The organism is Enterococcus faecalis (assembly GCF_029024925.1).
In the GTDB taxonomy this organism is placed as follows: Bacteria; Bacillota; Bacilli; order Lactobacillales; family Enterococcaceae; genus Enterococcus; species Enterococcus faecalis.
Genome location: NZ_CP118962.1, coordinates 2130182 through 2156304 on the forward strand (window position 1 = coordinate 2130182; position 26123 = coordinate 2156304).

Consider the following 26123-nt stretch of genomic DNA (forward strand, 5'->3'; position numbering starts at 1 on the left):
GAAACAGCTACCCTCATTCATGCACTTATTCATCTTTTAAGCGTGGAACAAAAGTTACTTTAAACTTTTGCCCCACGCTCATTTAATTATTTTCGTTTCTTCTTGATGACTATACCACTAATAATCACAATAAGTAATACAACAAGTCCTAGCACACGATATAGACCATTAGTTTGTTCTCCCGTTTTGGGATAACGTCCTTGCTTGTCAGGTTTCACAATGTGTGTGACATACTGACTACGTTTTATCGTGGTTTGATTCGTTGAGGAACTAGTCTGGTTGTTCTCATTTTTATCTGGTAGTGGTGTAGGATTACGATCAATCACATGAACAGTTGCTACTGTCGTCAATTGACGAGGTGTTTCGTTTGAAAACATTGCGAAAAGTCGTGACTGCACAGCTGGTTTGGTTTCATTAACTGGCTCAGTGGTATAGGAAATCTGGTACTCTCCTGTTTTCTTTGTATCAACTTCCCCTTTTACTTGAACCTTATCAAAGGATATAGCATGACCGTCACGATCTGTTGCTGAAACGAAATTATCTTCAGGTTTCCACGAATCACCAACATAAATCGTTGTATCTTTAACCTCTAACTTAGATTGGTCGGGTTTGACGGTCACATGGGCTGTTTCTTCTTTACCTTCGTAACTGTATACGATTGGATAAACGCCTGCTTTGCTAGTATCAACTTGACCTGAAACAGTGATTTTTTCGAATGGGACATCTTGACCTGTTTTATCTGTTGCTGAAACAAAGTTCTCTTCTGCTTCCCATGAATCACCGACATAAATCGTTGAATCTTTGACCTCTAACTTAGACTGGTCGGCTTTGACGGTCACATTAGCTGTTTCTTCTTTACCTTCGTAACTGTATACGATTGGATAAACGCCTGCTTTGCTAGTATCAACTTGACCTGAAACAGTGATTTTTTCGAAGGGAACATCTTGACCTGTTTTATCTGTTGCTGAAACAAAGTTCTCTTCTGGTTTCCATGAATCGCCGACATAAATCGTTGTATCTTTGACTTGTAAACGACTGTGATCAATTGTTTTAGTTAATGGAATTTTTAGTTGATTGTCTCCTTTGACCAGCTTAATGGCTTTTCCTGTCAAATACTCTTCATCCACGGAATATTCCTGCGGTACATTCGTTACTCGCAAAGTATAATCACCTGTCATGATGGCATCAAAGGAGTATTGACCTTTTTCATCTGTTGTAAATTCGGTTGCTGTATGCGTGACATTATCAATTAGTTCAAAAGAAACCTTCGCAATTGCTTGGTTTTCATCCTCTATGTTATGCGTATAGAATGTGGCAGTTGCTAAATAAACAATGCCTTCCGCATCACCTTCTGAGAATTTCAATGTGATTGGCGCAGTGGTGACTTTTTTCTTGCTAGCAGACATCTGGTCCAATATTTCAGAGTCGATTGTTGTTTCTGTATAGATTTGGCCAGCGTTTGCAGAGACAGTATTGTATTCAATCGTAATGTTTTCTGTCAATGTATAGTCTTTAAAAATAATTTTCGCACCGTTTGTAGTCTTCTCTAATGAATAAGCATCTTCTGGCACGCCTTTCACGGTAATAGAATTCAAATCGATTTGAGCATTGGTTGTGCCTTTTGGTGTTAATTCAATCGTTGGATTTTTCACACGATGTGTTTTATTATCAATATTTTTTGTTGTTACTGTTGTTTTTGTTACATTTTTTAATGTTGGATTCGCCGCTTGTGTTGCACTCAAAATGTCTAACGCTTCATTTTGAACAGAAACCGAAGCAGACCCTTCATTATTATTCGATTGTGGTTCTTTAGCTGTCCCTGTTATATAAAGAGTTGGCACGTCGATCCAGCCATTGGCGTTTTTATACTCAATAATGTAACGTTTGTTGGTTTTTCCAAAATCAAACGTGTAACTATTGGTATTTTCGTCAAAAGTAATCGTTGGGTATCCAGGACTGTCTGGTGACATTGGTTTATCAAAATAATAGCCACGATCCCAGTATTGTGGATAAATTGAATCTACCTGATCGTTTGAAACATCATAAATGTCAAAAAGAACATCGGCGCCAGCTGGAATTTTTGTACGGACGCTTAGTGAGTCAAAAGAATCATTTCGTGCATTGACAAGGAATTGATTTTTACTACTTTGAAGTGTTCGTTCAGAACCACGCTTACTATTAGTAGTTACTGTCGTATCAACTGGAGTTAAACCTTCAGCACTCATTGTTATCGGTATCGTATCGACTGGGATACTTTTATCTTTTGGCAAACTATCTGGCACATAATTAAAACCAATTGGAATTTGGATTTCGTTGGTTATTGGCGTAGTGAACTTAATAACTGAACCATCTGACGTTGGCGTTACTGTATAATCCGTTCCTAACTTGTAATAAAAATAAATTTCTTTTGTAGCTCGCAATGAAAGATAATTAGGATGCTTTACTTTAATTTCTAAATTTTGAATCGGTGTCTCTTTGCTTCCCATAACTGAGACAGTTGTTCTTGATGAATAGGCACCATTTTGATCATAATTACCCCAAGCAGTTTCAGCATTCAAAGGATTAACAACACTAATGGGTTCAATATATTGATCGGATACTAATTGAATGGCTTTATTGGGACCAATTACAGGTGTACTTAATGATAGATTAATGTCCTTCTTGTCAAAATCCATTGTTAAATCAGAAATATTTATTCTTAAATAGCTATCTTTTGTGGCCGTTAAGATGAGCCTGCCACCTTCAGTTTTAATATCAAAATAGTCTTCCAATTTTACATTTTCATATAAAGGTCCATACGCCGTAAATTTAGGATTCTTAATTTCTTGACCGTTTGTACTCTCTAATACGATTTGTTGACCCACTTTTGTTTCTGTTAACGTGCCATAAATTGTTACATAATATTTCCCTTTGCTTTGAAAACTGATATAGGACATACTACGCATTTCACGATCAGCAATTACTTTACTTGTTTGACTCGTCTTAGCAGTAAAATCGGTTGTTTGTTTAGTTCCTGTCGTACTTTTCAAAGAAATTGACCCAATTTTTGTTGTTGGATACTGCTGCGAATATAAGTAGTTATAGTCCGAAGCACTCTCTAAATAAATTGTCCGATTAATCGATAAGGAATAGGCTTTTTGTTGATTCATGTTTGGAACAGTTACAGCAATCCGCCCTAGTGAATTATCGCTTAATGTATAATCTTTGCCAGGTGTTAACAGGGTTTGCGTTTCTGGTAAAATTTGACCATTAATGTCGACATCGTAACTGAAAACTTGAGGTTCCAAGTTATCTTGTTTTCCAAAGACAGCGCCTGGCGTCTCTGTTGTTAATAATTCTAATGTTTGATTGCCAGTTAACGTCCGGTCTAAATTATAAAAAATTTCGCCATCTAACCCTGTCGTTCTGGTTCGTTCGTTATATTGAATTGGTTCTACTTGTTCATATAAATCAAACGAGTAGGTTTTTTTATTTTTTCCTGGAGTTTCAATTTTGATTAATGGTTCCGCCTCTGTTGTTAGATAACTTTTTAGTTCTACTTTAAAGGAGGTATCCGAAACTCGCTGATTAAACGTAATACTTAATGTTTTGGTTGCCGCATCGACTGCCCAAGTTGCGCCAATGCCTGTCACTTCTCCGCTGACAGTTGAATAACCTAAATGTTCTGGTAATTGAACTGTATAAACTGATCCAGGTGCATAACCCGTGTTTCCAACAGCAAATTGGAACGTAGCGGTTACCGGTGTTGTATTTAATTCGCGGTGAACCTCTGTTTGGCTGTATTCTGTTCCACCAATCGGCGCAAGACTCATACTGTCAAGTAGTTCATCTGTAATTGGCGCTTGAACATCTGGTAGGGCTTTTTCATTAAGTGAGGTGTCCTTGCCCTCCGTTGTTTGTTGTTCAGATGGTGTAGCAGCATCACTGGAAGCTGTTGTGCTCGCCTCTGTGGTTTGCGATTCAGTTGTTGCAGTTGGTTGATTCATTTCTGAAGTAGTCGTTGTTGCTAAAGGTAAAGATGGTGTTGAGTTCGATAACTCTGCCTCTTTTTTTGCTGTATCAGTGGTCTCTGTTTGTGCTTCTGTCGTTGTTACAGCATAGGCATTTACGGCAAACCCGAAATTTTGTGCGAGAAGTATACTCAACATCACAAAAGAAAAAGTTTTTTTCTTCATACTAATCCCCTTTCAATAAAATTCATATAACCTAATAATAGCTTGTTAAAAATGAAACAATTGATTAATTTTTTTTGAATCTTCAAAAAAAAAAAACATCTTTTCATAAAAAAATACTTGGAAAATCAGCCACAATCACTGTTTTTCCAAGTATTTTTTTATTAATATTTGTAAATTATCGTTTCTTTTGACGAAAAACGACCACGAAATAAACTGCAATAAACAATAACACTAAGAGCGAGTTACTATTTTTAATAAAAGTTAAAAATTGACTTGTTTGCATTGAAATGCCTTTGCCGCCAGTCAATTCTAATAAAAATTGTGTCGTACCACCTTTGCCTACTACAGTGACTAACATAAGCGCCATCAAAATAAATTGATGGAATAAACTCCCTTTTGTTTGTGTTGTATATTTGATAAGGATGCGGCTATCTTTAGGTAAATCTGTCTCTTGATAATATCGCCTAGCTAAAAAGCTGTTCAATGTGCTTTTGAAAAAACTCAAGAGAAACAGGCCTAAAATAGTCCACGAGGTAAGAAGTAATATTCCCAAACTTCCTGCCAGACCAACCATTGGTATGTTGTTTGACCATTGTTTCGTTTTACTAGCTACAATCATTGCAAAAATCATCCCTAAAACATAAGGTAAATAGAGATAGATGCCCATATGAGCTCTGCCATAAACCCCTGCAACATAAATGGAGCCAAATAAAAATAAATAGTTCCCGACAATCCCGTTAATCAAGGTCGCAAGATTCATTTCTAATGATACTTTATACGCACCGCGTTTGCCATAATGACTAACGAAAAGGACAGCCACCACAAAGAAACAGCAGGCGCCAACAATCGCATAATCAAATTCCACCGCATTCGTTAATAAGCGACCACTTCTTAATAAAAGTAATAACACAAAAAAGATAACAAACAGAATTAATTCTTTTCGTGAAACTTCTGCTGATTCTTCTTCTAGCTCGTTTAATGAAACAGGATAGCTCTTGATTGCTACTAAAGCAACCAGAAAATAGAGCGCGTACACCAATAACGCCAGTCCAATCTCAGTCGCTTTAAAAAATAAAGCGCCAAATAAAACAGCGGTCAATAAGACTGTCGTTAAAAGATTGCTATGACTTATTTTTTGACCTTCTTCTTTTAAGAAAAAGCGAATTGATTGATTACTTGGTGGCAACAATGCCCCACTAAGTCCTAACAACATTCCTGAAATACTATAAAGCGGGAAAGAATAAGCGCCGGCGATCCCAATTAAGGAGCCTGCCAAGCCTAACAATAGAGAAATCTTTAGTAGACCTAGACTAGTTAAAGACAAATTAATTCCTCGAACCAGAAAAATGCCTGTCATACGCAATGTATAAAATAAGACAAATGGTAAAATTGTTAGAAGGTTGTGTCCATCACTCAATTGAATGTAAAGTAAATAAGGCACAACAATAATCGTATTACTTAGTAAACTTAATGCTGTATTACCAAGACTTTCAATTTTTTTATTCATTTTGACCTCTTCTTTTATCTTTCATTTTCTATTATTTTTAGGGTAGCATTGTTTACTTTTTTTGTCCATAAAATAACAGATGTAGTAATTTCCTAATGTTTATTTTCCACTGTTACGTATAATAGTTAATGACAACAGCTTGGACTTTCTCTGTTCCATCATTTATATACGTGTGTACTTGATTAGCATCAAAATACATAGCGGCGTCTTTTGGAAGAAGGTATCTCTGACCGCCCACTTCAATAGCTAATGCTCCTTGAATAACCATGACATATTCTGTCGAACGTTTTGAATCCCCAACAGCTTGATACTTTTTCCCTGGATCTAATTCAAACTGAAAGAGTTCAAAGTTTCTTTCCTGGTTGTCTGAGTAGTAATTAAAGACTCGATAGGAGTGATCTTCAGAATGTTGTGTTACCGTCTCAGTTTTTTTAACCACGGGATTTTCTTTAACATAGTCATCTTCTAATAAATACGTATATGGAACATTGAGTCCATTACTTATTTTCCAAATTGTATTTATGGTAGGATTGGTGGTTCCTTTTTCAATCTGCGAAAGCATCCCTTTACTCACTCCGGTTACCCCAGCTAGTTCATCTAACGTAAGTTTTTTTTCTTGTCTAATTTTTTTTAAATTATTGCCAATAATTGTATTAATCTCCAAAATAGTTGCTCCTTCTGTTTCTTTTTATTATCTAAAAGTTTAATATATTGAACAAAAGTATTCTTTATTGTATTATACAATATATATCTTAGTTGTTCAAAAGGAGTGGTTAATAATGAAAACGCTCATTCGCTCGTTGTGTCTCATTATCGAAGGTCTAGATTTTCAGACACACGTGTTTAAATTTTATACAGAAAGAAGGAAAAAAAGAGAATGAACCACCAATTAGATGCACCCACTGGCATTCGTGAAGCCTTGCCAACGGTTTTTGGCTATATTGGTATTGGCATTGCTTTTGGTATCGTAGGACAAGCAGCAGGTTTTTCCCCTCTTATTGTTAGTGCGATGTCGTTTTTTATTTTTGCAGGATCTGCTCAGTTTGTAACAGTTAGTATGTTGACTGGTGGCAGCCCTATTTTATCTATTGTGTTAGCGACTTTCTTAGTAAATGCGCGTATGATTCTTATGGGAATGACCATTGCGCCTTACTTTAAAGCCGAATCTCTCGGTAAAAATCTCTGGTTGGGAACCTTACTGACGGATGAAAGTTTTGCACTAGGAATGAATAAATTAAACCACACCAAAGGACGTTTAAGTTTTGAGTGGTTTAATGCTGCCAATTTGATTTCCTATGCGACTTGGGTTTTTTCGACGATCATCGGTGCCTATCTAGGGCGCTTTATTGCAAACCCTCAAGCATTAGGTCTTGAGTTTGCGGTCGTGGCTATGTTCATTGGTTTACTCTATCTGCAGATAATTAGTGATCGTTCCATGAAAATCGCTTTACAACTCATCATGGTCCTGATTACTTTTGGTTTGATGTCTATTGGTCTAATTTTTATTCCCAGTAATTTAATTGTCTTAGTTGTCACGTTAATCGGTTGTGGAATAGGAGTGATGATAAAACATGCCTTCTTCTGAGTATCTCTTTTTAACAATTTTAGGCTGTACCGTTGCAACCTGGCTTTCAAGAATACTGCCATTTTTACTTTTAAAAAAAATCAGTCTGCCACAGAAATTATTAGAATATCTAAGTTTTGTTCCCATTGTGATTATGTCCGCCTTATGGTTTAGTAGCTTATTTGAACAAAGAATTGGGCATTTACCAAGCCTCAATCTTCCTTATTTATTCGCTTCATTCCCTACCATTTTAGCCGCAATACTTACTAAAAACTTATTGCTTATTGTACTGGTAGGCATTGCTTCATTTGCACTAATCCAAAATTTTATCTAAAAAAAAACAGACAGGCACTACCATCTGGTAGTGCCTGTCTGTTTTTTTAGATGCCAGCTGCAGGGATCGAACCTGTGACCTACGCGTTACGAGTGCGTTGCTCTACCAACTGAGCTAAGCTGGCCTGAAACAAATCTATTATAGGACTTTCTACTTTATTTGTAAAGTCTGTTTGTTATTTATTTATGCAAAATCTCTTTAAAATAAGCCAAATAGCGACTTTACAAACTTTTTTCTGAAAATGTGGTATAATAGAGATATCAAGAAAGGATGGTTTTTTGTATGTCAAATTTTAATGGTATGGTTACTCCTGTTGTTCCATCGGATGCTGGTAAGGATTTCGCCGTTGACACCCATGTTACTTTTCTTGTTCACGGACAGCCACAAACAGGCGTTGTTACGAAACAATTAAAAAATGCCGCTGTCGTCGAAATTGACGAAACGCAAAAAAACAATCACTTAATGGTGCATAGCAATGGTGTAATTGTTATTAATTACAAACAATTGAAAAAGATTTAATTCTTCAAGCGTGGGAAATTTCCCCCGCTCTTTTTTATGTACAGAATTGGAATACTTTCCAATTCGTCGGAAACTATAATGCTGTAATAAACGCAAAAAACCCAAAAATAATTCCGGGCACATTAGCAAAAATAATGGACTTATCTCGTGTTTCTCCATCGTCTCCATATAACCCATGAATCGTCCAAAAAATACAATTAATCATTGCCACTAATGGTTGCGTCGGATTGCCTTTTTCCCCATGTAAATTTCCATAAATTTGTGGAATATATGAAACATACATCAAAACTGACATCATACTAGCAATCACAGCGATAGCGTGTAAGACTTTTTTATTCTTTTTCATAGCTCCTCCTTTGTTTTTTTATTTTTATTATACACCTAGAAAAGTTCTTCAAGCAAAAGAAAACCGTTAGTAACCATAATCGGTTATCTAACGGTTTTTTGTTATTATTTTGTTCCAAATAAACGGTCACCAGCATCCCCTAAACCAGGAACGATATAGCCGTCTTCGTTTAAGCGCTCATCTAAAGCTGCTGTATAAATATCTACATCTGGGTGCGCTTCTTGTAAAGCTTTCACACCTTCTGGAACGGCCACTAGACATACAAATTTAATGTTGCTAGCACCACGTTCTTTTAATGAATCGATGGCCATAATTGCGGAACCACCTGTTGCTAGCATTGGGTCAACAACAAATAATTGACGACTTGCAATGTCTTCAGGTAATTTCACGAAGTATTCATGTGGTTGCAATGTTTCTTCATCACGGTAAAGTCCAACGTGTCCAACTTTCGCTGCTGGAATTAATTCTAAAATCCCATCAACCATGCCAATGCCGGCACGTAAAATAGGAATGATTGCTACTTTTTTCCCTGAAAGTGTTTTTTGTGTTGATTTACCCATCGGTGTTTCGATAACAACATCCTCTAAAGGCATATCCCGTGATACTTCATAAGCCATTAACATAGCAATTTCGTTGACAACTTCGCGGAAAACCTTTGTCCCACAGTTCTTTTCGCGAATCATTGTTAGTTTGTGTTGAATTAGCGGATGATCAATTACTTGAAATTTTCCCATATCTATTCTCCTTCATTATTTTATTCTTTCTTATTGTAAAACAAAAGAGCCTAGGACACAAGTTGAATTCCTTAAATCCTAAGCTCCGACTCTTATTTGTACAGAGAATCGCGCTTCAGCTATCCCTGATGTTAGTTATATAATGGATATTTTTTAGTTAGCGCTGCTACAGCTGCTTTGACTTCATCATGAACTGCTGTATTTTCTGGATCTTTTAAAACTTGAACGATTAATTTAGCAACTTCTACCGCATCTTCTTCTTTAAAACCACGTGAAGTAATCGCAGGCGTTCCAATACGAATACCACTTGTTTTAAATGGACTTAATTGTTCAAACGGAATTGAATTTTTATTGACAGTAATATTTACACTATCTAAAATAGCTTCTGCTTCTTTTCCATTTAAACCAAAACCTGTCACTTCAATCAGTAATAAGTGGTTGTCTGTTGCCCCACTAATTAAACGAGCTTCTGGCGCTTGATTGAAAACTTTCGTCATCGCTTGTGCATTTGCAATCACTTGCTGACTATATTCAGCAAAACTTGGATCCAATGCTTCTTTAAAAGCTGCGGCTTTTCCGGCAATCACATGTTCCAATGGGCCACCTTGAATGCCTGGGAAAATACTACTATTTACTTTTTTCGCCAATTCTTCGCTATTTGTCAAAATTAAACCGCCACGAGGACCACGCAATGTTTTATGGGTCGTACTTGTTACGATATCAGCATACGGAACTGGATTTGGGTGCAACCCTGAAGCTACCAAGCCTGCAATATGTGCCATATCAACCATTAACTTGGCATCTACTTCATCAGCGATTTCACGGAAACGTTTGAAGTCAATCGTTCGTGAATACGCACTTGCGCCTGCAACGATTAGTTTTGGACGATGTTCTCTTGCTAAAATTCGCACGACATCGTAATCGATTACTTCTGTTGAAGGATCCACTCCATAACTGACAAAATTATAGGTTTTTCCACTAAAGTTAACGGGCGAACCATGTGTTAAGTGACCACCAGCTGATAAATCCATCCCCAAAATGGTATCACCTGGTTCAACCAATGAAAGGTATGCCGCTGTATTGGCTTGAGAACCTGAATGGGCTTGTACATTCGCGAATTTTGCACCAAATAATTCTTTGGCACGATCGATAGCTAAATTTTCTACGATATCGATAAATTCACAACCACCATAGTACCGTTTGCCAGGGTAACCTTCTGCGTATTTATTCGTTAAAATACTTCCTTGGGCAGCCATCACCGCTTTTGACACGACATTCTCAGATGCGATTAGTTCCAAGTTATTTTCTTGGCGCTCTTCTTCTCTTGCAATTGCATTCCATAAATCTGGGTCATACGTTTTGTAATCCATTCAAACAACACTCCATTTTGTTTTCTTTTGTCTGATTGTATCATACTTCTGTGTCAGCTTCGTTACAAATACCTCTTATTTTTCAAAAAATTTTTGATTAGCTGATTTTTTCAAGCGATTCATGTAAGCAGTGCCTAAACCAGTTTCTGCAAATCCTTGTGCAAAAATCGTGGTAGCTCCTTGCTCATCTAACGCTCTTAACCCTGCAAATAGTTCTTTTGTGGCATTTTCAACCGTTTCTGCACCATAAGAATAAACAAACGTATTTTCTGTATCTAGTTGTGCTGCCTGTTCATCACTTAAAAATAAGCCGATTTTTTCCTGTTGTTCTTTTGCTTGCTGAATCGCCGCTTGCCATTCTGCTGTTTGACCGCTTATAATCCAAACTTCCGCATCAGGAGAATAGTGTTTGTATTTCATCCCTGGCGCTTTGGGTGCTGCAGTTTCACTAATCAAATGTGTATCGATTTTCACTTGGGGAATAATGCTTTCCAACTGCTCTTTGGTAATTGCTCCTGGTCGTAAAATAACTGGCACACCATCTTCCGCCGTTAAATCTAAGACCGTTGACTCCACCCCAATCTGCGTTGGGCCATCATCTAATATGGCAGCAATTTTCCCCTGCAAATCATGATAAACATGCTCTGCAGATGTTGGACTAGGCTTGCCAGAAGTGTTCGCACTTGGTCCGACCAATGGAACATTGGCTTGTTCAATCAAAGCTAAGGTCGCTTGGTTATCTGGCATACGAAAAGCGACTGTCTCTAAACCACCTGTTACTGTTTTAGAAAATGTATCGCTAGGCACATTAAAAATTAAAGTTAATGGTCCCGGCCAAAAGGCAGACACCAATTTTGTAGCGACTTCTGGTAAGGTCGCTACGTATTTTTTGACCATTTCAACGTTGTTCACATGAACGATCAATGGATTATCACTGGGGCGGCCTTTTACTTGGTAAACTTTTTTTACTGCCGCTTCATTTAAGGCATCGGCACCTAAGCCATAAACAGTTTCTGTTGGAAAAGCCACTAGCTCGCCTGCTTGAATGGCTGCTGCTGCTTGGGCTATTTCTTGTTTGGTTAATTTTTTTGTTTCCATTGCAAATCGCTCCTTCTAGAAAAGTGGCGACGAAGAACCTTAGTTACTCGGCTATCGCGAGGCGATCGTTGCCAGATAAATCTTTTTCAATTTTAATTGTTTTTTGTGGATAGGCGGCGCTCAATAATTCTTGGAGGGCCGCGCCTTGTTGAAACCCTATTTCAAAATAAATTTTACCGTCTGCTTTAAGCATCGTTTGACTTTCATGAATTAATTGTTGGTATAAGGCCAAACCGTTATTTTCAGCGAATAAAGCGGTTTTAGGTTCATACGTTCGGACACTTGCATCCATTAAATGCCATTCTTGTTCACTAATATAGGGCGGATTAGAAATAAGCAGATCAATTTTTTCAGAAGCAACTGGCTGTAAGCCATTCCCATGATAAAATTCGATGTCAGCACCTAATACTTGCGCGTTTTTTTTAGCGACAGTCAACGCTTCCTCTGAAAGATCAATGGCAATAACTCGCCAGTTGGGCCGTGCCAGTTTCAAGCTAATCGCAATGGCACCTGTCCCTGTTCCGACATCCACGACCGTCAAAGGAGTATCTGGATTGGCTTTTAAGCAACGCTCGACTAATTCTTCTGTTTCTGGTCTAGGAATCAAAGTATGTTCATTAACAATAAAGGAATGTCCATAAAATTCAGCTTGTCCTAGTAAATATTGTGCTGGGTAATCTGTCAATAATTGGGCTAAATCCGTTTTTAATTGTTTCTCTTCTTCTTTGGGCATTTCTTCTTGCATATGCAGGAGCCACTGCGTTTTATCCCAACCTTTACGTTCTAAAAAAACATAGTGAATAGCATAGCCTTCTTTGCCTTGCGCCTCTAAAAAAGAAGAAGCCCAGTTAAGGACTTCAAAGTAACGTTTAGCCATTTTGCATCTCTTCTAATTTCGATGTTTGATCATATAAGACTAATGCATCAATGATTTCGTCTAATTTACCAGCAAGAATCTGGTCTAGTTTTTGGATGGTTAAACCAATACGATGATCCGTTACTCGATTTTGTGGGAAGTTATACGTTCTGATTCGTTCTGAACGATCTCCGGTCCCCACCGCCGATTTACGGTTAGCATCATATTCACTTTGTGCTTCTTGTTGAATTTGGTCATACACACGAGCACGCAAAACTTTCATTGCTTTTTCACGGTTTTTTAGCTGTGAACGTTCATCTTGCATTGCGACTACGATTCCTGTTGGTAAATGGGTTAAACGAACAGCCGAAGCGGTTTTATTGACGTGCTGTCCACCAGCGCCACTTGCATGATAAATATCGACACGGATATCTTTATCAGCTAATTCGATTTCGACTTCTTCCGCTTCCGGCATAACTACAACGGTTGCTGTCGATGTATGAATTCGTCCTTGTGATTCTGTTGAAGGAACTCGTTGCACGCGGTGAGCACCACTTTCGTATTTTAATTTTGAAAAGACGTTATCTCCTGAAATCATCATAATTACTTCTTTATATCCACCGATTCCAGTGACGTTTGCTTCTAAAACTTCCGCTTTCCACCCTTGTGCTTCTGCATATTTTTGGTACATATTAAATAAGTCGCCAGCAAAAAGTGCGGCTTCATCGCCACCGGCTGCACCACGGATTTCCATGATGATATTTTTATCATCATTTGGGTCTTTTGGTAATAATAAAATTTTAATGCGGTCTTCTAACACTTCTTTTTCTTTTTTCAAATCAGAAAGTTCTTCTTTCGCCATTTCGGCCATTTCCGCATCTAAGTTTTCACTTAAAAGTTCTTCGGCATCGCTAATCCCTTCAACAACTTGTTTATATCGGCGATAAACTTCAACCGTCTCACGTGTATTAGCTTCTTCCTTCGATAATTCCATGAAACGTTTTGTATCGCTAATGACTGCTGGGTCACTTAATAATTCGCCCAATTCCTCATAGCGATCTTCAATAGATTGTAATTGATCGTACATAGTGTCTCTCCTTACTGTTCTTCATTCACTGTTTTTGGATGAAAATAATGTTTGCGACAAACAGGATAGTAGGCTTCATTCCCACCAATTTGGACTTGATCCCCTTCATAAACGGGTTTGCCATCAATATAGTGCAAGTTCATAGTTGCTTTTTTATGACAGAACCAGCAAATCGTTTTTAATTCTTCTAATTTGTCTGCATATAAAAGTAAATACTTTGAGCCTTCAAATAATTCATTTCTAAAATCATTCTTTAGCCCAAATGCCATTACTGGAATATCTAATTCGTCAACAATTCGTGCAAATTCAATGACATGATGCTTGTTTAAAAATTGACATTCATCGACTAATACGCAAAAAGGTTTGTAAGACAAATCATTAATCAAGTCAAAGACATTGGTTTCTTCAAAAATTGGAATAGCATCTCTGCGTAATCCGATGCGACTGGATACTTTCCCAACACCATCACGTGTATCTAGTCCACTGGTCATCAAAACAACTGGTTTGTCTTGTTCTTCGTAATTGTGTGCTACTTTTAAGATTTCAATGGTTTTACCACTGTTCATTGCGCCATACTTGAAAAATAATTGAGCCATGTTCACTACACCTTTCCGTTAGTTCCTTACGTATTTTACTATATTTTCAGCAAAAAAGCAGTATTTTTAGCTAAAATGGTCGTGCATTTTTCTGAAAAAAACAGAATCTACGCCAAAGTCATTTTAGCAGGGCTGTTTATACTCCAACTAATGATCCTGCTAGTATGCAATAAAAAAGCCCGAAATTGTAGTTATTTGACTACAATTTCAGACTTTTTAATGCTAGTTATTTTTGAGCAGAGGCAAATTCTGCTGATTGCGTACCTGCTTGACGACCATAAATGATAATATCGGCGATGGCATTGCCTCCGATACGGTTTTGACCATGTAAGCCACCTGTTAATTCACCAGCAGCATATAGACCTTTAATTGGTGTGCCATCTTCACGTAAAACTTCTGTTTTCGTGTTGATTTTCACGCCACCCATTGTGTGGTGAATCCCTGGTGCAATTTTAATTGCGTAGTAAGGCGCTGTGCTTAAGTCAGCTTCCATTCCAGTTGTCCGGCCAAATTGTTTGTCATCTTTGGCATTAACATCTTGGTTCCAAGTATCAATCGTTGCTTTCAATGTATCGGCAGGCATGCCAATTTTTTCAGCTAATTCTTCAATCGTTTCACCTTTTTCCACGAAGCCTTTTTGATCATAGAAATCAATGGCTTTTGCACGGTCGCGTACGCCTTGGTCAAAGACTAAATAAGCTGATTTTTCTGGTAAGGCATTGATTGCTGCGGAAACTTTGTCGCGTGTATCTAACTCATTAACAAAACGTTCTCCTTTTTGAGAAGCCAAGATTGCGCCTTCTCCACGAACTGCTTCACCAATTAAGAAAGCATCGCTTTGTTGAACAGTTGGGTGAATTTGAATTTCTTTCATATCCACTAACGCACCGCCAACTTTTTGAATCATTTGGATACCGTCACCTGTTGTTCCTTCTTGGTTCGTTGTAACATAGTTTTTCAATTCTGGTTTGTATTGTGTAATTAATTTTTCGTTGGCACCGAAACCACCTGTTGTGACAACGACTGCTTTTGCTTTAACTGTTTTTTCTTTATCATCTTTCATTTTCACTTTTACGCCATCGATTTGACCGTTTTCTTCAACTAAGTCTGTGACGTCAGCATCAACAAACAATGGAATTTTTTCTTCGCGAACGTTACGTACTAAACCGTCAACTAGATAGCCCCCAATTGCTGATCCGTCAGCAGGTCGGTGTGTGCGTTTTTCGCTCATTCCACCTGTAATCGTTAAATTGCTCAATGTAATTCCTTTTGTATCTAACCAATCAATTGCTTCAGCTGAATGATCAACAAAATAACGTAGTAATTCTTGATCGTTGGTTCCTTTACCGCCTTTTAGTGTTTCTTCAAAGAATTTATCGTTGCTATCTTTAATGCCTTCTTTTTCTTGGAATTTTGTTTGTGAAGCATTCATTCCTGAAGACGATTTAATTGTATTCCCACCTGCAACAGGCATTTTTTCTAAAATAACTGGATTCATGCCAGCTTCTTTGGCTTGTAATGCAGCGGTCATCCCCGCACCACCTGAGCCAACAATAACAACATCATAACTGTCTTTTAGTTCACTTGGATCTGTATAACCATTAGCAGAGGCACCAGATGTTGCTTCTGTTTTTTCAGAAGATGCTTTTGTTTTACCAGCGGCTTTTTCTTGATCGCTTGTACAACCTGTTGCTGCACCTAATAATAACCCTAGGGAAAGAACTCCCATTAACACTTTTTTCATTGTTTTCCCACCTTATAAACTATTGATTTCTACCAACACAATTTCTTATTTTTCATTTGAATAAAAATAACAGTTTGTTACATAAAGTGAACACATTCACATATCAACCGAAATAAAAAAGCTACCACTACTTTTTAAAGTTGTATCGTTAGACAAACTGACCAATTAGCAATAAGTTGTTTGGGGAACAACCTATTTTTCTATTCTTTCATAAAATATCATGTTCTCGCTTGTTTGTGGATGTTTTCCAATTATTTCTAACGAATTTCTTATTTTTATTTGTCATTTCAAGGATTTTCTGGCAGAATTATTCGTTTGAGGCGAAAAGTTTTGGTATACTTAATTTAATTAGAATTGGGAGGTTATCTAGTGAACCATACACGTTTGCTGTGGCTGGCACAGCGAAAAAGCGATCGATTTATTCGCAAAAATTTTTCATCTATTCAAATCATCGTCGCTTATTACATATTAATGACGGTTATTTCTTATTTATTGTTTTGCCTCCCTATTTTCAGAGAACCTGACTCGCATGTTCCTTTTATTGATTTATTTTTCTTAGCAATCAGTACAGTCAGTGTTACTGGACTCACCACAGTCGATATTAATTCGGTTTTTAATGATCGTGGGATCGTCTTATTGGAGGTTCTTTTCCAAGTTGGTGGCTTAGGGATTATGATGATTTCAACGGTCTTTTTTATTTTATCAAAACGGCGAATCACATTAAAGCAACGTCAGTTAATTATGACTGACATGAATCAGCCGCGACTGAGCGGAATTGTTCGACTGATCCGCACTACTTTTTTGATTTTAATTTGGTTCCAAGTAATCTTCGGCTCGCTCTTTTCGCTTTATTTTTATATAAGTGGTTATTATACGAACTGGCGAGATGCGATATTTTATGGATTTTATCAAGCTATTTCTGCAGTGACTAATTCAGGCTTTGATATTTCAGGTGATTCAATTATCCCTTTTGCTCATGATTATCTCTTTTTACTGGCAATTATGTTCTTAATTTTTATCGGCGGAATTGGATTTCCCGTTTTACTGGAAATTCATGAGTGGTTACATTTTAAGAAAAAGAACTTTCGTAAGAAGAAACGAGGCTTGCCTTTCCGCTTCTCATTGTTTAGTAAAATTGCTTTGCTAGCGTTTATTGTTCTGTTTATTGGCGGGACTATTTTGATTTACTTATTAGAAAAAGATCACCTATTTTTGACAATGAATGAAAGTGGCCGTTGGGTAAGTTCGATGTTTTATTCGATGACTACACGAAACGCTGGCCTCCAAATTAATGATTTAGGGGACTTCCAAATCACAACATTGATTATTTTTTCTGTGTTAATGTTTATTGGTTGTAGTCCTAGCTCTGTTGGTGGTGGTGTTCGAACAACGACTGTTGCGATTATTGGTTTGTATTTGTTAGCCTTTTTAAAAAGTGAAGATGATATTAGCGTCTTTAGCCGTAAAATAGATGACGATGATGTCAAAAAATCGATTGTTGTCTTCATGTTATCTTTGATTATGTGCTTTTTCGCTGTCGTCTTTTTGTCAGCCACTGAAAATCTGCCCTTGATTTCAATCATTGTGGAAGTCGCTTCTGCCTTTGGGACAACCGGTCTTTCTTTAGGCATTACAGACGATTTAACAACAGTAGGTAAATTAATGATTGCCTTATTAATGTTTATTGGACGTATTGGTATGCTTTATACCTTAATGATTTTTGTACCAAAAGAAACACGTGACTTAGGCTACGAATACCCTTCAGAAAAAATTATTATTGGATAAAAAAACAAAGCCTCTCAAGTAAGAGGCTTTGTTTTTTTATTTTTTCATGTGTGTGACTAGTTTGTTATAACTTTCAGAGCGTTCAATTGCATCTTCTTTAGTTTTATCAAGTAAATGTTCGACTACTTCTTGATTTTCTTTAATTGTATGCAACGCAGAGTAACGTGTTTGTTTTTCAAGAAAATCACGCATTTTGTCAAAATCTGTTTTCTTGTAGTCAATGACCATCGGATCTTTGCCTTTCTTAACTAACTCTGGATTATAGCGATAAAGAGGCCAATAGCCAGATTCAACGGCTTCTTTGGCTTGATCTAACGTCCGAACCATTCCGCCTTTGACCCCGTGATTAATACATGGGGTATAACCGATGATAATTGATGGGCCTGGGTACCGCTCCGCTTCGTCAATTGCTTTAATCGTTTGCATTGAGTTTGCGCCTAAAGCTACTTGTGCAACGTAGACATTCCCATAAGTGATTGCCATCATCCCTAAATCTTTTTTAGAGGTATGTTTCCCACCCGCTGAGAATTTGGCAATGGCTGAAGCTGGTGTAGCTTTAGATGTTTGCCCACCTGTATTGGCATATACTTCATTATCCATAACAAAAATATTAACATCTTCCCCACTGGCAAGAACATGATCAATGCCGCTAAACCCGATATCATAGGCCCAACCATCGCCGCCGACAATCCATTGACTCGTTTTCACTAGTAAATCTTTTTGTTCGTAAATTTTTGTTAAAAGTGGATCTTCATCGGCTTCTTCACTTAATGCCGCCGCTAGTTTGGTTGCTCGCTGTTGTGTTCCTTCCCCTTCAGCCATGTGTTCCAACCAATCATTTAACAAGGCTTGAAGTGAATCTGATCCGACGTTTTTAGCAAGACTTTCTTCAACCAGACTAGCTAAATGTTGACGTTTCGTTCGATTGGCAATATACATACCATAACCATATTCCGCATTATCTTCAAACAGCGAATTACTCCAAGCTGGTCCTTGGCCACATTCGTTCGTTGTATAAGGTGTCACTGGTGACGAACCACCCCAAATTGATGAACAGCCTGTTGCGTTAGCAATCATCATTCGATCACCAAATAATTGTGTCAACAACTTAATATAAGGTGTTTCGCCACAGCCTTCACAAGCACCTGAAAATTCCATCAATGGCTGATTAAATTGGGAACCTTTAACAGAAAGTTTTTTGACTGGGTTGGCTTTTTGTTTAAGAGTCACCGCAAAGGCCCAATTCATCGCTTGCTCTTTCTGAGTTTCATAAGGTTTCATTAAAATCGCCTTGTCTTTCACGGGACATGCCTGAACACAAAGACCACAACCTGTACAGTCTTCTAAAGAAACTTGGATACGATACATCAACCCATCTGTGCCACGCATTTCGCGCATGGCAAAACCTGCAGGTGCTTCTTTCAGTTCTTCTTCATCCGCTAAAAATGGTCGAATAGCCGCATGTGGACAAACAAAGGCACATTCATTACACATCGTACACTTATCCATTTGCCACTCAGGCACTTCTAACGCAATGCCACGTTTTTCATAAGCTGCAGTGCCCATAGGAATGGCACCGCCCTTCATTCCGTTTTCAATCAAATCTGAAACGGTCAGCTGATCCCCTTCTTGACGATTGATTGGTTCTAAAATATTTGTCACAAAAGCTGGAGCTTCCGACTCTTGATTTTCTGGTTCTAAAACAATGGTGGCCCAATCTTCTGGGACTACAATTTCTTGCAGCGATTCAAAGGTAGCATCAATCGCTTGGTAATTTTTTTCAACAATTTCCATTGATTTTTTTCCATAAGTCTTTTTCACTTCTTCTTTAAGTAACGGTAAATATTGCTCTTTCGTTAAAATATCTGTTACTTCAAAAAAGGCAGTAGACATCACTGTATTGATCCGACGGCCTAAGCCTACTTTGCGAGCTAACTCAACCGCATTGATAATATAAAATTTGATTTGGTGCTCCCCAATATATTTTTTTAACTTAGCCGGTAATAAACGATGAACCTTTTCTTGATCCCAAATAGTATTCAGTAAAAACGTTCCACCATCTTTTAAACCTTTTAACAGGTCGTATTTATGCAAATAGGAAGCATTATGACAAGCGATGAAATCTGCTTGTTCAATTAAATACGTGGAAGTAATTGGCTCTTTACCAAAACGCAGATGCGAAACGGTTAAACCGCCTGATTTTTTAGAATCATAACTAAAGTAAGCTTGTGCATAAAGGTCGGTATGATCTCCGATAATTTTAATCGCTTGCTTGTTTGCTCCCACAGTTCCGTCAGAACCAAAGCCCCAAAATTTTGCTTGGAAAGTAGTATCTGGCGTTAAATCTAAAGTAGGTTCTTCTGGCAATGATTGATAAGTTACATCATCAACGATCCCCACCGTAAAGCGTTGTTTTAATTCTTTAAATGGCAATAACAAATGATCATAGATCGCTTTAATTTGATTAGGCGCTACGTCTTTAGAGCCTAACCCATAACGTCCACCAATCACAATTGGTCGATTTTCATGTTGATAAAGAGCGCTTTGAACATCTAACAATAACGGTTCCCCTTCGGCTCCTGATTCTTTTGTTCGATCTAAAACAGCAACCTTTTCTACTGTAGCTGGTAATTTTTCAAGAAGGTTTTCGGTAGGAAATGGACGATATAAATGAATATTGATAAAACCAACTTTGCGTCCTTGTTGATTGAGATAGTCAACTGTTTGTTTGATTACTGGCGAAGCCGACCCCATTGAAATAATGACTTCTGTTGCATCTTCAACCCCATAATAATCGGTTAAATCATACGTTGTTCCACGAAGATTGTTAATTTTTTTCATGTATTTTTGAACAATTTTTGGCATTTCTTCGTAATTTTTATTGACTGTTTCTCTTTGTTGAAAATGAATGTCAGGATTTTGAGCGGTCCCTGAAACAGTGGGATGATTAGGATTCATGCCTCCCATTCTAAAACGAGTTACAGCTTCCTGATTCACCATTTCTTTCAGGTCATCATAATCAATCACTTCGATTTTTTGTAGTTCATGGCTCGTTCTAAAACCATCAAAAAAGTTTACAAAAGGTAAACTACCTTCTAAGCTAGCTAAATGAGCAACTGCCGACAAATCCATCACTTCTTGAACACTCGATTCTGCTAACATACAAAAACCTGTTTGGCGGGTAGCCATCACATCGCCATGATCACCAAAAATACTCAACGCACTTGTCGTTACTGCCCGAGCCGCCACGTGGAACACAGAAGGCAGCAATTCTCCTGCGATTTTATACATATTGGGAATCATCAACAGTAAACCTTGTGAAGCAGTATAAGTAGTGGTTAACGCACCTGTTTTTAACGAACCATGAACTACTCCCGCTGCCCCAGCTTCTGATTGCATTTCAATAACTTGAACTTTTTGACCATAAATATTTTTTAAACCACTTTCCGCCCATTCATCCACCAACTCAGCCATTGTTGAACTTGGTGTGATAGGATAAATAGCGGCAACTTCTGTAAACGCATATGAAATATAAGCCGCTGCGGTGTTTCCATCCATTGTTTTTTTCATTTTTTCACCTTTTATCTTTCCTAAGCATTGCTTGTGACTGTTGTTTTTTGTGTTTTGACATACTGATCAATTGCATTAGCTGCGATTTTTCCGGCGCCCATCGCTAAAATAACGGTGGCAGCACCTGTGACTATGTCGCCCCCAGCAAAAACGCCAGGTATTGAGGTTGCTCCTGTTTTAGGATCAGCCTGAATGTACCCCCATTGGTTTAGTTCTATTTCTGGATATGTTGATAACAAGACTCGATTTGCCCCTTGGCCAATTGCCTCGATTACTGCATCAGCAGGAATGGTAAACGTGCTGTTTGGAATTGGTTCTGGCCGTCGTCTTCCAGACGCATCTGGTTCACCTAAAACCATTTTGACACATTCAACACCGGCTAGATTTCCTTGTTGGTCATCTAAATAAGCAATTGGATTCGTTAACCAATAATAGTTAATTCCTTCTTCAAGGGAATGGTGGTATTCTTCAATTCTTGCTGGTAATTCTTCTAACGAACGACGATACACAATGTTCACATTTTCAGCGCCTAATCGTTTGGCTGAACGAGCAGCATCCATTGCAACATTCCCGCCGCCAATCACAACGACATTTTTAGCACGTTTAATCGGTGTATCATATTCTGGAAACTCATAGCTATGCATTAAATTGATTCGTGTTAAAAATTCACTAGAAGAATAAACCCCGTTTAAGCTAGTTCCTGGGATTCCCATAAAGTTTGGTGCCCCTGCACCAACCGATAGATAACAGGCATCAAACTCTAACATTATTTCTTCCATCGTAATCGTTTTACCTACTACCACATTGGTTTCTATTGTTACACCTAAGGCTTCAATACTCGCAATTTCCTGTTTAACAATTTTTTTCGGTAAGCGAAATTCAGGTATGCCATAGGTTAATACGCCGCCAGCTTCATGAAGCGCTTCAAAAATAATTACTTCGTAACCGAGCTTTGCCAAATCCCCCGCAACCGTTAACCCAGAAGGACCAGAACCGACCACTGCGACTTTCCCTTTTGTTGGTTCCGCTGTTTTCTTAGGAAACTTGTGATTTTCTAATGCCCAATCGGCAACTAAACGTTCTAATTTGCCAATTGCCACTGGTTCAAAGTTTTTGGCTTTCCCTAATTTACAAACTTGTTCACATTGTTTCTCTTGCGGACAAACGCGTCCACAAATAGCAGGTAAATTTGTATATTTACTTAAAATATCGGCTGCTTGTTCCATGTTTCCTTCACGAATAGCTAAAATAAATCCAGGAATATCAATCATCACGGGGCATTTAGTAATACAAGGTGCATTTTTACATTGTAAACAGCGAACCGCTTCCTCTTGCCCTTCTGCTAATGTATAGCCTAAGCAAACCTCTTCAAAATTATTCTTTCTGATAGTAGGTGCTTGTTCCGCAATCGGTGTTTTTATACGACTTTTTCTAGCCATTTTTCTCCACCTGCTCTTTCAAACGATCTGTAAAGCAAACTGCTTCTTCTTCCTGATATTGCTTCATTCGATTAATGAATTCATCCCAATTTACTTCATTGCCTTTAAACTCAGGTCCATCAACACAGGCAAATTTCATGGTGCCATCAACAGTGACCCGACAACCACCACACATGCCTGTTCCGTCAATCATAATAGGATTCAAGGAAACATAAATTGGTAATTGATGTTTTTCAGCTGTCAAGGTACAAAATTTCATCATGATGCTGGGCCCAATCGCCCAACTGTAGGCTACAGATTCACGTGCAATAACTTCTTCCATCGCTTCTGTTACTAAGCCCTTTTTACCTAATGAACCATCATCCGTTGTAATGATTAGCTCATCCGAATAACAACGGCATTCTTCTTGTAACAGAACTAACTCAGCTGTTCGTGCCCCCAAAATCGTAATCACTCGGTTGCCTGCTTCTTTTAAAGCCTTGATAATTGGATAAATAGCCGCGATACCAACCCCGCCACCGACAACCATCACCGTTCCATATTGCTTCACTTCTGTGGGCATACCTAAAGGTCCAGTGATATCTAACAAAGAGTCGGAAGTTTTAAGTTGGGAAAGTGCAGCTGTTGTCTTACCGATTACTTGGAAAATAATTCGAATACTGCCTGCTTGTGGATTTGTCTCCGCAATCGTTAAGGGGATCCGTTCTCCCTTTTCGTCAATTCTTAAAATAACAAACTGTCCAGCCTGAGCATGTGTCGCTATTCTTGGCGCTTCCAGCCAAAAATCAAATGTATTACTAGATAATTGAGTCGACTGAAGAATATTAAACATTGAAATACCTACCTTCATCATTCCTTTTCATTCTGACTCCTACTTTCTTAAATCCTTAGGCAACGCTATCAGATAAAGTGGTGGCGACACTTTGAACAAATGTTTTTAGCAGTTCGATGTCTTCTTCTTCTGCATTGTTTTCAATTTCAACTGTTTCAGCTACTTTTTTAGCACCAGCTTTTTCAAAAGCTCCTACAAAATCATGCGCTGATTTACAGAAAAATTCACCATATTCACGATCACCGGAACCAACAACGCCAAATGGCTTACCTGCTAAATCCTTTTCAGTTAATTCATCAAAGAAATCTTCAAATTCAAAAGGCAGTTCCCCATCACCATAAGTATACGTTGCGATAATACAAGCATCTGCATCATCAAAGAAGTCTACATCAACTTCTGAACATTCTTCACGTTCTACTTCAACTCCAGCTTCTTGAAACTGTTCTTCCAAAATCTCGGAAATTTCTTCTGTGTTTCCAGTCATACTTGCATAAACAATTTTTACTAGTGCCATCTTCATTCATTTCCTTTCTGTTGTCCTAAATATTTCAATGCATTCAAATGCAATTGTAACCCCTTACATTAATTCCTAAAAAAATAACTTTTACAAATGATTTTATTCACAAACTAATCTAACTAAGTATGTACTCTTCTCCTTTCGAGATAGAGTATTTTTTACTACGTCTTTACTATACCACACTCCAAACCTTTTTAACAATATTTTTAAGGTAAAAAAAATATTATTTAGGTTCTTTTTTATAAAATGTTTTTCCTTCTTCCAATCATAAAAATTGCTTCTAAAACCGCTCCCCCTAATGCACGAGCTTTGTCGGAGATCGTCAAGCAATCGACTTTCTCAACCGGTCGAGGATCTACATCCGCACACTTCAACCCTTGATAACAGGTTACCTTTTCTGAAATCAATCCTCTCAAAGTCCCTGTCAGAGGCGAATAAACTGGAACCTGATCGATAAAAAATAATACTTCCCCTTTCAACACGAGATCCCCTATGTTTTTAAGGTGGGTAACTTGTCCGGAAGCAGGGGCATGGACAACTCGTTCCGCACTTTTTCCGCCAATTTCACCTGGAATACCTGTATTAGGTAAAGCTGTTCCTTCAAAGTATAAACGTCCCAGCCTATGGCCACGCATTGTCTCAATCACAACATCGACATCTTGCGGTGCTGAAAAACCTGGTCCTAAAGCAATCGTAATCGGTGCCATTCCTCGATGCGTACCTAAATTTTTCTTAGCCAAAATCGCATCGATAACAATCAGTGGTTTCAATTGTTGAATAGCACTTGCTGTTTGATCGACAAAAACAGGCAGCTTATTTTGCTGCCAACATTTCGCGCAATCCTTTAATGAAGTAATTCGAACAGCAATCAAATCTTCCACTCTTTGTTCTTTCTGAAAAATAGCATCACAAACTGAAACAGTCCTCCGAATGGCCAGAGGACATTCTGTTTCTAATACTAGTATTTTAAAGCCAACGTGCCATAATTTTTGGATAACGCCTGTCGCTAGATCGCCCCCTCCGCGAACAATCACTAATTTTTCTTGGATGTTTTGACTGATTTCTCCCATAAAATAAGTCCTTTCTCTAATTCCATATTGCAAGCAATAATTTTGTCTAATTTTTCAAAACAGCTTTTGGGTAACTGAAGACAGACATTCATCGCTTGAACGAACTCTCTTCGCGTATGGGTTTGATTTAAACACAAAATTCGTTTGCCTTGGCTCTCTTTAAACAATCCTTTTGGATGAGCAATCAGTTGAGCTAACAATGTTTCTGTGATTGGTTCTTGTTGTTGCGCATCGGTTAATTCCAAAAAAAGCGGCAACCGATGAATGGTCGTTTCATCTATCTTTTGACCAATCACAGAAATCGGAAGCACACCAATTGTGGTGGTTGTTTCTTTTAATATCACGGGTTCATAAGAGGACCAGCCTTTCAAAGGTCGTTGTTTGGAACCATCCGCTTCTAAAAAAACTTTCGTGAAGTGCTGAAACAATATTTGAAGCGAGGTCATTGCAGGCATCGTTAGTTTTGTTTGATTGTTGATAGCGGTTCCTGCTAAAGTGATTCCGCAGATATTCGGCGTTATTTTTTCAAAATGGTTTGTATAAAAATAATCATACAATTGACGTTGGGGAAACCCAATTTTTGTGGTTGTACTAACCAGAACAGCTTCCTTTCGATATGTTTTTGCTAGCGCCCACATTAAGCTTGTTTTCCCACCACTACCAACAATCGACACAATTTCCTTTCCTTGTAAATCAAAACACTTTTTTAAGGACTCCACAGTTGGTACCTCCTTTCCCCAAGGTCATTTTTCACAGAAAAAATAGAGGCTACGCGTACTTTTGCTTCTTCTAAAAAACATACAATGTGAGTTATTTCCGCTTCATTAATGAGTAAACCGATCCCACAGCCATCCGTCAATGATGGTGGCAAAGTAAAGACGCGAACAGCCACCTTTCTTGTCAACAGTACTTGTTCTGCCTGAACAGCATAATGTGTATTCGGAAAGGTTAGCAAATACTCCATCTTTTCACCTTCTTTT

22 protein-coding genes and 1 tRNA gene are annotated in these 26123 nt (G+C 38.0%); 4 read left to right on the forward strand and 19 right to left on the reverse strand.

Features of this window, described 5'->3' with window-relative positions; all coding sequences use genetic code 11:
• Positions 1 to 86: 86 nt before the first annotated feature.
• From PYW42_RS10555 to PYW42_RS10565, 3 genes are all read right to left on the reverse strand, one after another.
• Positions 87 to 4175: a bacterial Ig-like domain-containing protein gene (locus PYW42_RS10555; protein WP_002411082.1), complete on the reverse strand. Its 4089-nt coding sequence runs from the start codon at positions 4173 to 4175 to the stop codon at positions 87 to 89.
• Between the two features lie 175 nt (positions 4176 to 4350).
• A complete protein-coding gene (locus PYW42_RS10560) occupies positions 4351 to 5682 on the reverse strand; it encodes a hypothetical protein (RefSeq protein ID WP_002359673.1) in 1332 nt (443 codons plus the stop codon).
• 112 nt (positions 5683 to 5794) lie between these two features.
• A complete protein-coding gene (locus PYW42_RS10565; RefSeq protein ID WP_002411081.1) occupies positions 5795 to 6346 on the reverse strand; it encodes a helix-turn-helix domain-containing protein in 552 nt (183 codons plus the stop codon).
• A gap of 213 nt (positions 6347 to 6559) precedes the next feature.
• Between PYW42_RS10565 and PYW42_RS10570 the strand changes: the two genes are divergently transcribed.
• Together PYW42_RS10570 and PYW42_RS10575 are read left to right on the forward strand one after the other, a co-directional pair.
• The gene (locus PYW42_RS10570; RefSeq protein ID WP_002381529.1) at positions 6560 to 7267 is read left to right on the forward strand and encodes an AzlC family ABC transporter permease; all 708 of its coding nucleotides are present in this window, start codon (positions 6560 to 6562) and stop codon (positions 7265 to 7267) included.
• Positions 7254 to 7580: an AzlD domain-containing protein gene (locus PYW42_RS10575; protein WP_002362235.1), complete on the forward strand. Its 327-nt coding sequence runs from the start codon at positions 7254 to 7256 to the stop codon at positions 7578 to 7580. Before PYW42_RS10570 ends, PYW42_RS10575 begins: the two co-directional genes overlap by 14 nt.
• Positions 7581 to 7631: 51 nt before the next feature.
• On the opposite strand, the gene PYW42_RS10580 is transcribed toward PYW42_RS10575, so the two are convergent.
• Positions 7632 to 7704 (reverse strand) — tRNA-Thr (locus PYW42_RS10580).
• A gap of 158 nt (positions 7705 to 7862) precedes the next feature.
• Here PYW42_RS10580 and PYW42_RS10585 point away from each other — a divergent pair.
• Complete coding sequence (locus PYW42_RS10585; RefSeq protein WP_002381528.1) at positions 7863 to 8099, forward strand: hypothetical protein; 237 nt, start codon at positions 7863 to 7865, stop codon at positions 8097 to 8099.
• A 73-nt stretch (positions 8100 to 8172) separates the two neighbouring features.
• On the opposite strand, the gene PYW42_RS10590 is transcribed toward PYW42_RS10585, so the two are convergent.
• The 8 genes from PYW42_RS10590 to PYW42_RS10625 form a co-directional block, all read right to left on the reverse strand.
• Positions 8173 to 8445, reverse strand: a complete 273-nt coding sequence (locus tag PYW42_RS10590) for a hypothetical protein (RefSeq protein ID WP_002381527.1) — start codon at positions 8443 to 8445, stop codon at positions 8173 to 8175.
• A gap of 104 nt (positions 8446 to 8549) precedes the next feature.
• Positions 8550 to 9179: a uracil phosphoribosyltransferase gene (gene upp / locus PYW42_RS10595; protein WP_002356624.1), complete on the reverse strand. Its 630-nt coding sequence runs from the start codon at positions 9177 to 9179 to the stop codon at positions 8550 to 8552.
• 131 nt (positions 9180 to 9310) lie between these two features.
• Positions 9311 to 10549, reverse strand: a complete 1239-nt coding sequence (gene glyA / locus PYW42_RS10600) for a serine hydroxymethyltransferase (RefSeq protein WP_002356623.1) — start codon at positions 10547 to 10549, stop codon at positions 9311 to 9313.
• 75 nt (positions 10550 to 10624) lie between these two features.
• Positions 10625 to 11647: an L-threonylcarbamoyladenylate synthase gene (locus tag PYW42_RS10605; RefSeq protein ID WP_002400894.1), complete on the reverse strand. Its 1023-nt coding sequence runs from the start codon at positions 11645 to 11647 to the stop codon at positions 10625 to 10627.
• A 43-nt stretch (positions 11648 to 11690) separates the two neighbouring features.
• The gene (gene prmC, locus PYW42_RS10610; protein ID WP_002400896.1) at positions 11691 to 12524 is read right to left on the reverse strand and encodes a peptide chain release factor N(5)-glutamine methyltransferase; all 834 of its coding nucleotides are present in this window, start codon (positions 12522 to 12524) and stop codon (positions 11691 to 11693) included.
• Positions 12517 to 13590, reverse strand: coding sequence for a peptide chain release factor 1 (prfA, locus tag PYW42_RS10615; protein ID WP_002356619.1), 1074 nt, complete (start codon positions 13588 to 13590; stop codon positions 12517 to 12519). The genes prmC and prfA overlap by 8 nt, the downstream gene beginning before the upstream one ends.
• A gap of 11 nt (positions 13591 to 13601) precedes the next feature.
• Positions 13602 to 14186, reverse strand: coding sequence for a thymidine kinase (locus tag PYW42_RS10620; RefSeq protein WP_002356618.1), 585 nt, complete (start codon positions 14184 to 14186; stop codon positions 13602 to 13604).
• A 226-nt stretch (positions 14187 to 14412) separates the two neighbouring features.
• Positions 14413 to 15930 (reverse strand): flavocytochrome c, encoded by a 1518-nt coding sequence (locus PYW42_RS10625; RefSeq protein WP_002356617.1) that lies wholly within the window; start codon positions 15928 to 15930, stop codon positions 14413 to 14415.
• Between the two features lie 369 nt (positions 15931 to 16299).
• Between PYW42_RS10625 and PYW42_RS10630 the strand changes: the two genes are divergently transcribed.
• Positions 16300 to 17715 (forward strand): Ktr system potassium uptake protein D, encoded by a 1416-nt coding sequence (locus PYW42_RS10630; protein WP_002385738.1) that lies wholly within the window; start codon positions 16300 to 16302, stop codon positions 17713 to 17715.
• Positions 17716 to 17751: 36 nt separating this feature from the next.
• Here PYW42_RS10630 and nifJ read toward each other — a convergent pair whose 3' ends face one another.
• The 7 genes from nifJ to PYW42_RS10665 all read right to left on the reverse strand — a co-directional run bounded on the left by nifJ (position 17752) and on the right by PYW42_RS10665 (position 26107).
• Positions 17752 to 21285: a pyruvate:ferredoxin (flavodoxin) oxidoreductase gene (gene nifJ, locus PYW42_RS10635; protein WP_002400900.1), complete on the reverse strand. Its 3534-nt coding sequence runs from the start codon at positions 21283 to 21285 to the stop codon at positions 17752 to 17754.
• A 20-nt stretch (positions 21286 to 21305) separates the two neighbouring features.
• Positions 21306 to 22724, reverse strand: a complete 1419-nt coding sequence (gene gltA / locus PYW42_RS10640) for an NADPH-dependent glutamate synthase (RefSeq protein ID WP_002400901.1) — start codon at positions 22722 to 22724, stop codon at positions 21306 to 21308.
• Positions 22717 to 23574 carry a sulfide/dihydroorotate dehydrogenase-like FAD/NAD-binding protein gene (locus tag PYW42_RS10645; protein WP_002411336.1) on the reverse strand — a complete coding sequence of 286 codons (858 nt, stop codon included), beginning with the start codon at positions 23572 to 23574 and terminating at the stop codon, positions 22717 to 22719. Before PYW42_RS10645 ends, gltA begins: the two co-directional genes overlap by 8 nt.
• Positions 23575 to 23611: 37 nt before the next feature.
• Positions 23612 to 24076, reverse strand: a complete 465-nt coding sequence (locus tag PYW42_RS10650) for a flavodoxin (RefSeq protein WP_002400903.1) — start codon at positions 24074 to 24076, stop codon at positions 23612 to 23614.
• A 236-nt stretch (positions 24077 to 24312) separates the two neighbouring features.
• Complete coding sequence (gene yqeB / locus PYW42_RS10655; RefSeq protein WP_002400904.1) at positions 24313 to 25143, reverse strand: selenium-dependent molybdenum cofactor biosynthesis protein YqeB; 831 nt, start codon at positions 25141 to 25143, stop codon at positions 24313 to 24315.
• A complete protein-coding gene (gene yqeC, locus PYW42_RS10660) occupies positions 25107 to 25862 on the reverse strand; it encodes a selenium cofactor biosynthesis protein YqeC (RefSeq protein WP_002367120.1) in 756 nt (251 codons plus the stop codon). The genes yqeB and yqeC overlap by 37 nt, the downstream gene beginning before the upstream one ends.
• Complete coding sequence (locus PYW42_RS10665) at positions 25850 to 26107, reverse strand: DUF3343 domain-containing protein (RefSeq protein WP_002381518.1); 258 nt, start codon at positions 26105 to 26107, stop codon at positions 25850 to 25852. The genes yqeC and PYW42_RS10665 overlap by 13 nt, the downstream gene beginning before the upstream one ends.
• Positions 26108 to 26123: the final 16 nt, after the last annotated feature.